8 protein-coding genes are annotated in these 8,410 nt (G+C 71.0%); 4 read left to right on the top strand and 4 right to left on the bottom strand.

Annotated features, from left to right (window positions below; all coding sequences use genetic code 11):
• Positions 1-15: 15 nt before the first annotated feature.
• Positions 16-1,167 (bottom strand): carbohydrate-binding protein, encoded by a 1,152-nt coding sequence (locus AB0M88_RS52165; RefSeq protein ID WP_364115744.1) that lies wholly within the window; start codon positions 1,165-1,167, stop codon positions 16-18.
• A 115-nt stretch (positions 1,168-1,282) separates the two neighbouring features.
• Positions 1,283-3,223, bottom strand: coding sequence for a S53 family peptidase (locus tag AB0M88_RS52160; protein ID WP_364115741.1), 1,941 nt, complete (start codon positions 3,221-3,223; stop codon positions 1,283-1,285).
• 173 nt (positions 3,224-3,396) lie between these two features.
• On the opposite strand from AB0M88_RS52160, the gene dinB reads away from it, so the two are divergent.
• Genes dinB through AB0M88_RS52145 form a run of 3 tightly spaced genes read left to right on the top strand, consistent with a single transcriptional unit; the run spans position 3,397 to position 6,031 of the window.
• Positions 3,397-4,587 carry a DNA polymerase IV gene (gene dinB / locus AB0M88_RS52155; RefSeq protein WP_364115738.1) on the top strand — a complete coding sequence of 397 codons (1,191 nt, stop codon included), beginning with the start codon at positions 3,397-3,399 and terminating at the stop codon, positions 4,585-4,587.
• Between the two features lie 10 nt (positions 4,588-4,597).
• Positions 4,598-5,371 carry a precorrin-6A synthase (deacetylating) gene (gene cobF, locus AB0M88_RS52150; protein WP_364115735.1) on the top strand — a complete coding sequence of 258 codons (774 nt, stop codon included), beginning with the start codon at positions 4,598-4,600 and terminating at the stop codon, positions 5,369-5,371.
• Between the two features lie 21 nt (positions 5,372-5,392).
• A complete protein-coding gene (locus AB0M88_RS52145; protein ID WP_364115733.1) occupies positions 5,393-6,031 on the top strand; it encodes an SDR family oxidoreductase in 639 nt (212 codons plus the stop codon).
• 7 nt (positions 6,032-6,038) lie between these two features.
• On the opposite strand, the gene AB0M88_RS52140 is transcribed toward AB0M88_RS52145, so the two are convergent.
• A complete protein-coding gene (locus AB0M88_RS52140) occupies positions 6,039-6,857 on the bottom strand; it encodes a hypothetical protein (protein ID WP_364115730.1) in 819 nt (272 codons plus the stop codon).
• A gap of 50 nt (positions 6,858-6,907) precedes the next feature.
• On the bottom strand, positions 6,908-7,702 hold the full coding sequence (locus tag AB0M88_RS52135) for a helix-turn-helix transcriptional regulator (protein WP_364115727.1): 795 nt from the start codon (positions 7,700-7,702) through the stop codon (positions 6,908-6,910).
• A 128-nt stretch (positions 7,703-7,830) separates the two neighbouring features.
• On the opposite strand from AB0M88_RS52135, the gene AB0M88_RS52130 reads away from it, so the two are divergent.
• Complete coding sequence (locus AB0M88_RS52130; protein WP_364115724.1) at positions 7,831-8,262, top strand: TIGR03618 family F420-dependent PPOX class oxidoreductase; 432 nt, start codon at positions 7,831-7,833, stop codon at positions 8,260-8,262.
• Positions 8,263-8,410 lie beyond the last annotated feature (148 nt).

The following is an 8,410-nucleotide window of genomic DNA, read 5'->3' as shown; positions in this document are numbered from 1 at the left end:
CCCCACCCAGTGATGTCAGAGGCGCTGCCAGAGGGCGGGGACGTTGGGCGGCTCCCAGCCGGTCAGCGAGGTGTGGCTCTGCAGGCACCTGTAGCTCACGCCGGCGTAGGTGACGACGTCACCGATCTTGTAGGCGTGGTTGGCGACCCAGGTCGTGCCCGAGGCGGGCGGCGTCGTGGGCGGCGTGGTCGGCCGGGTGGTCGGCGGCGTGGTGGGCCGGGTGGTCGGCGGCGTGGTCGTGCCGCCTCCGCCGCCTCCGCCGTTGAAGATCCTGGTGAAGTCGAGCGGGCTGCCGCCGAGGCCGGAGCAGTTCGGTGAGACGCCGCCGCCGGCGCACGGCTGGTCGCGTCCGATCGACCAGAAGGCGAGCCGGCCGATGCCGTTGGCGTGCGCCCAGTTGACGATGGTCTGCGCGTTGGCCTGGCTGACCACCTCGCCGGCGCTGTCGTTGTTGCCGATCATCGGGGTGATGCCGATGTTGGCGTAGCTGACGTTGAGCCCGGCCGACTTCGCCGCGGCGACGGTGCCGGCCGCCGCCGTCTCGGCCGCGGTGGCCATGTTCGAGTTCGGGTGGCCGTAGTCCATCGTCATCGCGTTGATGATGTCGAGCCGGACGCCGTTGGCCGCGGCGTTGGCCAGGAACGCGGCGCCCCAGGAGTCGGGCCCGCTCTCCAGCACCGGGATGGTGACCGAGACGTTGAGGCCCGGGTTGGCGTTCTCCAGGCCCTTGATCGCCTTGAAGCGCCGGTCGACCGAGGCGGTGTCGGCGATCGCCGCGCCCTCGATGTCGAAGTCGATGTGGTTGACGCCGTAGTGGGTGATCACGCTCTGGTAGGCCGCCTGGAGCGAGGACTGGTTGGTGCAGCCCTGGCCCAGTTCGACCCCGCCGGCGCCGCCGAACGAGATGATCGGCTGGGCGCCCTCGGACTTCGCCCGGGCGATCCGTGGATCGACCGTGGAGTTGCCGGGGGTGAGCGTGTCGCCCCAGATCGGCGTGCAGCCGGAGGCGATGACGAACGCGGCGGTGAAGGCCGTCAGATGGCCCTGGGTGATCGCCGTGTCGAGAAAGTCGGCGCTGCCGGCCGAGAGGTCCACATAGGGTGCGACCGCATAGTTGGTGGCAGCGTCGGCTGCCCGCGTCGTGAGGATGAGCCCCGTGGCGACCACTGCCGCCGCCGAGGCCCCAGCGAGGAGCCTTTTAGTTAACATTCCTTAGTTATCGAACCTGATCAATAAAAAGTCAAGGGGCGGACCGTTTCCGGTCCGCCCCTTCAAAAAACGGTCAGTGGAAGAACTTCGCTCCCGGCGAACCCACACCGGTCTCGGCGTCATAGCCGCGCGTGCTGTGGATCGTCGACGACTGCGCGTCGATCGTCTGCAGCAGCGTGGTCGTGCCGTCGGCGGTGTCGGTGCCGTTGTTCAGGTTGATCCGCACCTGGTGGACCGGCGTCTTCGGCGCCACGATGTCGCGGATCGCCGAGGTGCCCGCCTCCTTGTAGTACAGCGGGTTGGCGAAGCCGACCGGGTGGTGCGCCTTCTGGCTCGCCACCGCCTGCATGCCGGCCAGCAGCGGGGACGCCAGGCTGGTGCCACCGATGCGGTACTCGTCGTAGTAGACGCCGTCCGGGAAGGTCTGGGTCTGACCGACCCGCAGGCCCGTGTTGGCGTCGCCCGGCATCGAGATGTCCGGCACGGCCCGCATCCGGGTCGACCCGAAGTACTTCGAGATCGAGTCCGGCACGACGCCGCGCTGGTAGAACGGCTGCGGGAAGATGACGCTGGTGCCGCCGCCACCACCGGACGAGTACGCCTCGTCGACCCACGACTTGCCGTCGGCCGAGAGCGACGAGTAGTCGTTCTGCCAGCCGTACTCGAACGAGCGGTCGCCGTGCTTGTCGATGCCGACGCTGGTGCCGCCGACGCCGGTCACATAGGGCAGGTCGGCCGGGAAGTCGACCGTCTTGTCGGCCGGCGAGGTGCCGCCCGCGGTCTGGTCGCCGTCGTCACCGCTCGAGAAGTCGACGGTGATGCCGGTCAGGGCCGCCTCGAGGGAGAACTGCGAATAGAAGTCGACCGACGTCTGGGTGATGTCCGCGATGTTGTCGTTCGCGGTGCCCCACGAGTTGGTCACGATGTCGGCCACGTGGTGGTCGATCGTGGCCGCCCAGGCGTCGTCCAGGCCGGCGTTGCAGTCCTTCGCGCCGACGTAGACGACCTTGGCGCCCGGTGCCATCGAGTGCACCGACTCGACGTCCAGGGTCTCCTCGCCGTACCAGCCCGAGCCGCCGCAGTCGCTGACGTTGTCGTAGCCGTTCGGCCCCGGGGTGATCTGGGAGAACTGGTTACGGCTCCAGGCCGGGAGGCCGTGCCGGGAGTTGTAGATCTTGGTGTCCTTGGCGATCGTCGGCGAGGCGAACGCGTCGGTGATCGCCACCGTCACACCACGGCCGTTGATCCCGTGCTTGAGCAGGTCGCTCTCGCCGTACGCCGACTCGTACTGCTTGGGCACGTAACCGCACGTCACGTACGGCTGCTTCTTGCCCTCGGCGGCCGGGTAGTCCTTGGCGATCTTCTCGCCGAAGTAGCTCGAGCACGGCGTGCCGATGCGGAAGCCGGTGTCCGGGCCGGGCAGGGTGTCGGCCGGCTTCTTCAGCGCGCTGCCCTGGTCGAGGCCGGTGACGCCGGCGAGGACGCCGACCACGCTCGACGGGGTGCCGTCCGGCAGCGACAGGGCGGTGCTGTTGGCGTGCACCGTCTGACCGAGGTAGGAGTAGTTCTCCATCTTGGTGCCGAACGTCTTGTTGATCTGCGCGGTGGTGCCGGACGCCTCCACGTACATGCCGCCGAGGGTCTCGGTGAGCGCGAAGCCCTGCGACTTGAGCCAGGACTGCACGGACGAGACGTCGGACGCGGCGGGCGCGTAGCGGGACACGAACTGCGAGTTGGTGAGCCAGTTGCCGTAGTTCGCGCTGTCCGGGTCGGAGATCGACGCGAGGGTGGCCTCGGCGCCCGCCTGGTCGCGGAGCTTGAGCAGCAGGCCGAACGAGATCGTGCTGCTGTCGGCCGGCGCGTTGCCGGCGGCCCGTGCCTTGCCCAGCCAGTGCGGCTGGCTCCCGTTCAGGACGTGGCGCCCGGGGCGGGGTGCGGCGGTGGCCGGTCCCGCTCCGAGGACCGTGGCAGCGGCCGTGCCGATCACGACGACGGCCGCCAGCCGCGACCTCATGGTCGAAGCCTTGATCACTAATGCCTCCGCATTGAGTGGCGGTTATGTGAAAGAACCTCCCCACATAACGCTCATTCATGTGAGTGGGTCAATAGTCAAGGACTTACAGCCATTGATTCGATGCTTTTCCAAGCAGCTTCCGGTCATCGAACATCTGTTCTAAGATGCAGGCCGTGGGCGACGAGGCGACGATTCTGCACGCCGATCTGGACTCGTTCTATGCGTCCGTCGAGCAGCGCGACGACCCGGCACTGCGCGGTCGTCCGGTGCTCGTGGGCATGGGCGTCGTGCTCGCCGCGAGCTATGAGGCCAAGGCGTTCGGCGTGCGCACGCCGATGGGGGTCGGCCAGGCCCGGGCGCTCTGCCCTCGGGCGGTCGTGGTGCCACCGCGCATGTCCGCCTACTCGGCCGCCAGCAAGGCGGTCTTCGAGATCTTCCGTGACACCACCCCGATCGTCGAAGGCATCTCGATCGACGAGGCGTTCCTCGAGGTGGCCGGGCTCCGCAAGATCAGGGGCACGCCACGCGAGATCGCGGCCCGGCTGCGGGCCCGGGTGCGCAACGAGGTCGGCCTGCCGATCACGGTCGGCGTCGCCCGCACCAAGTTCCTGGCCAAGGTGGCCAGCGGCGTCGGCAAGCCCGACGGGCTGCTGGTCGTGCCGCCCGGCGACGAACTGACCTTCCTGCACCCGCTGCCCATCGAGCGGCTCTGGGGCGTCGGCCCGGTCACCTCGGGCAAGCTACGCGACCAGCGCATCCACACGGTCGGCCACGTCGCCCGCATCGGCGAGGCCGGACTGGTCGCGATCCTCGGCGCGCACGCCGGCCGCCACCTGCACGCGCTCGCCCACAACCACGACCCGCGCCGGGTGCGGGTGGGCCACCGCCGCAAGTCGATCGGCTCGCAGTGCGCGCTCGGGCGGCGGCCGCGCCCCTTCGCCGAGATCGACGCCACCCTGGCCGCGCTGGCCGACCGGGTCACCCGGCGCCTGCGCGGCGCCAACCGGCCCGGCCGCACGGTTACGCTCCGGCTGCGGTTCGACGACTTCGGCCGGGCCACCCGCTCGCGCAGCCTGCTCAAGGCGACCATGCAGACCCGGGCGATCCTCGACGCCGCCCGCGTGCTGCTGGCCGAGGCCCGGCCGCTGATCGAGACCCGCGGGCTCACGCTGGTCGGTCTCGCGGTCAGCAACCTCGAGGGAGACGGCGCGGTGCAGATGCCGCTGCCGTTCGACGATCCCTATGACGATCAGCTCGACGTCGCGGTCGACGCGGTCCGCGACCGCTTCGGCTCGGCCGCCCTCACCCGGGCCGCCTCGCTGGGCCGCGACCTCGGCCCGTCGGTGCCGATCCTGCCCGACTAGGGTTTTCCCCGTGAGGAAGATCTACGTGATCGGGATCGGCGCCGGGGAGCCCGACCATCTGACTTTGCAGGCGGCCAAGGCGATCGGCCGGACCGACGTGTTCTTCCTGCTCGACAAGGGCGAGGCCAAACAGAGCATGATCGAGCTCCGGCAGCGGCTGATGAAGGCGTATGGGCGGCCCGGCCGCCGGGTGGCCGAGGGCCGCGACCCCGACCGTGACCGCACCCCGGCCGACTACCAGGGCACGGTCGCCGACTGGCGCAGCCGCCGCTCGGCCGTCACCGAGGCGCTGATCTCGGAAAACCTGCTCGACGACGAGACCGGCGCGTTCCTGGTCTGGGGCGACCCGACCCTCTACGACTCGACCATCGCCATCCTCGACGAGATCCTTTCGCGCGGCCGGACCCTCTTCGACTATGAGGTGATCCCCGGCATCAGCAGCGTCTCGGCGCTCGTCGCGAAGCACCGCGTGCCGCTCAACCGCGTGGGCAAGCCGGTGCAGATCACCACCGGGCGGCGGCTCGCCGAGGGCTGGCCGGAGGGGGTCGACGACCTGGTGGTGATGCTCGACGCCCAGCAGGCGTTCGCCGCCCACCCGGAGGCCGAGATCTACTGGGGCGCCTACGTGGGCACCGAAGACGAGATCCTGCGCTCGGGGCCGGTCGCCGAGGTCGCGGAGGAGATCAAGGAGACACGGGCCAAGGCGCGCTCCGACCACGGCTGGATCATGGACACCTACCTGCTGCGCCGGCCGCCGGCCGCCGAGGAGCGCGGCGAGGGGTAAGAAGAGGGGTAAGAAAGAGCCATGGACATCCTCGTTGCGGGCGGCCACGGCCAGATCGCCCTCCGGTTGCTCAAGCTGCTCGCCGACCAGGGGCACACCGCCCGCGGCCTGATCCGCAAGCCGGAGCAGGCGGCCGACCTGCGGGCGGCCGGCGCGGTCCCGGTCCTCGGCGACCTCGAGAACGACGAATCGCTCGCCGGCTACGTCAAGGGCGCCGACGCCGTGGTCTTCGCGGCCGGCGCCGGCCCGGGCAGTGGCCCGGCCCGGAAGCGGACGGTCGACCTCGGCGGTGCGGTCAAGCTGGCCGACGCGGCCCGGGAGACCGGCGTCCGCCGCTACGTCATGGTCTCCTCGATCGGCGCCCAGGACCCGGCCTCGGCCGGCCCCGCGATGCGGGCCTATCTGGAGGCGAAGGCCGAGGCCGACGCGTACGTCGTGGCGAGCGGCCTCGACTACACGATCGTGCGGCCGGGCAGCCTCACGGACGACCCGGGCACCGGCCGCGTCCGGGCCACCCGTGAGCTGGGTCAGCGTGGCCCGGTTCCCCGCGACGACGTGGCCGCCGTGCTGGCCGCCTGCCTGACCACGCCGTCGACGATCGGGGTCACCTTCGAGCTGTTCACCGGCGACACCCCGATCGCCGAGGCGCTGCGTTTCTGAGGCGTTTTCAGGGCGTCAGGATCGAGGTGCGCTCGCAGCCGAGGAACTTGTCGGGCGCGTTCGGCACCAGGCGGAGATCCGACGTGCACTGGTCCGACCCGGCGCCGCCGTCGAGCGAGCCGCCGCCGTCGGCGGTCAGCGCGTCGCTGCCGCCCAGACCCTGCACCTGGTCGTGCCCGCCCGAGCCGTCGATCACGTTCGGCCCGGTGTTACCGATCAGCACGTCGTCGGTGTTGGTGCCCTCCAGGTTCTCGACGTCCGCGGCGATGGTGTCGCGGGCACCGACCGGGCCGTCCTCGGAGCTGCCGTCGTCGCCGGTGGCGCCGTCGAGGTCGGCCCGGACGCCGAGCCGGTTCGACACCTCGGAATAGCCGGCGGTGTCCGAACCCGGCCCGCCCTGGAGCAGGTCGCTGCCGAAGCCGCCGACCAGCATGTCGTCGCCGGTTCCGCCGACCAGGCGGTCAGTGCCGTCGCCGCCGCGGAGCAGGGACGCGACGGCCGTCGCATTGGTGATCGTGTCGTCGCCGTCCAGGGTGCGGACGGAGATCGACGACGCCACGTCACAGCGGGCCTGATGGACGTTGACCAGGGTGCAGCCGGCCCCGGCGGTCATCGTGGCGGCCGGGTTGGTCACCATCAGCGCGAGGTCGGACGCGAACACCGTCACCTGGTCGTTGAAGCCGGGCAGCGTGTCGTACTTGAGGACGCCCTGGGATCGGACCACCCCCGGTTTGCAGTCGCCGTAACAACCGGGAGCGGTGGCGAGCGCGGGCGGAGCAAAAGACACTGCGCTCAGGACCGCGACGCCGGCGAGTGAGATAGACATGCGGCCACGATGCGACCGGCCGCGGAAACCGCCCTGACGTGAGCCTGAAATCAGGCCAGCGCCTTGAAAGCCCGCGCGGTCCGCGAGCCCGGATCGGCGGTCACGAAGACGACCTGCTGATCGTCGTCCGGCACCGCCAGCACGTCGCAGTTCAACCGCAGCCGCCCGGCCGACGGGTGGTCGATCGTCTTCACCCGGTGGCCGGGCGAGCGCACGGGGTCGGACGCCCAGATCTGCCGGAACTCCTCGCTCCCGGCATGAAGCTCGGCCAGCAACGAACCGAGCCGCCGGTCACGCGGATAGCGCACGGCCGCCGCCCGGAGCCGGGACACCGCGACGGCCCCGAACTCCTCGTAGGCGCTGCTCGCGATCGGCGCCTCGCCGAGGAAGCGCCGGCGAGCCAGATTGGGGTGCGCCCGGAGGTCGCCGAGCAGCGCCGCCGCCAGCGGATTCCAGCCGATGACGTCATAACCCGCGTCGGTCACCACGGCGGCTGCCTCCGGCATCCGATGCAAAAGCGCCGAGACGTACGGCCGTACGCGCCGGACCGGTCCCGCCGGCGGGGTCGGGCTGGCCCCGGCGAGCCGGAAAAGGTGCAGTCGCTCGGCGGCGTCGAGCCGCAGCGCGGCCGTGAGCGCGTCGAGGATCCGGGCCGACGGGTGCGGGCCGCGCGCCTGCTCCAGCCGCACGTAGTAGTCGACCGACATGTTCGCCAGCTCGGCCACTTCCTCGCGGCGCAGCCCCGGCGTCCGGCGCGGCCCACCCGGGGGCAGGCCCACGGCGTCCGGACGCAGCAGCGCCCGCCGCTCGCGCAGGAACCGGGCCAATTCCGTTCTCGCCACCATGCCCTCAACGATTCCACGTGCGGGCCGGCCCCGCGCGATCAGCCGGACCGGCCCTTCTGCCGGTAGCGTGCTCGCGCGTGGTGGGCCCGAGGGGTCGGGCGCCGCCGCGCTTTCGACGAGGGGGACTCATGACCACTTTGGCCGAGGCTTGGGAGCTGAGCCGCAAGGATTCCGGGCTGGCGGTGGTGTCGACGCTGCGCGCCGACCACACCATCCAGTCGTCGCTGGTCAACACCGGCATCATCGAACGGGACGGCGAGGCGGTGCTCGGCTTCGTGACGTACGGCCGGGTCAAGCTCGCCAACCTGCGGCGCCGCCCGCAGGTGACGGTGGCCTTCCGGGCCGGCTGGCAGTGGGCGGCGGCGGAGGGGACGGCCGTGCTGACCGGCCCCGACGACCCGCGGCCGGGCGTCGACGCCGAGGCCCTGCGCCTCCTGCTGCGGGAGATCTTCGCCGCGGCCGGCGGCACCCACGACGACTGGGCCGAATACGACCGGGTCATGCGCGAGCAGGGCCGCACCGCGGTCCTGATCACGCCGACCCGGGTCTACGGAAACTAGAGCTTCTTCACCATCTGCTGGGAGATCAGCGTCATGCCGAGACCGGCGCTCGCCGCGTAGGCGAGCGCCCCTTGGCGGGTGCCCGGCACGTCCATGCCCTAGTTCGGCACGTCCCGCCGGGGGAGCTCGAGATCGGATGAGCACAAGT

The organism is Actinoplanes sp. NPDC051411, from assembly GCF_040682075.1.
Classification (GTDB): Bacteria; Actinomycetota; Actinomycetes; order Mycobacteriales; family Micromonosporaceae; genus Actinoplanes.
This window is presented reverse-complemented; position numbering and strand designations above follow the sequence as displayed.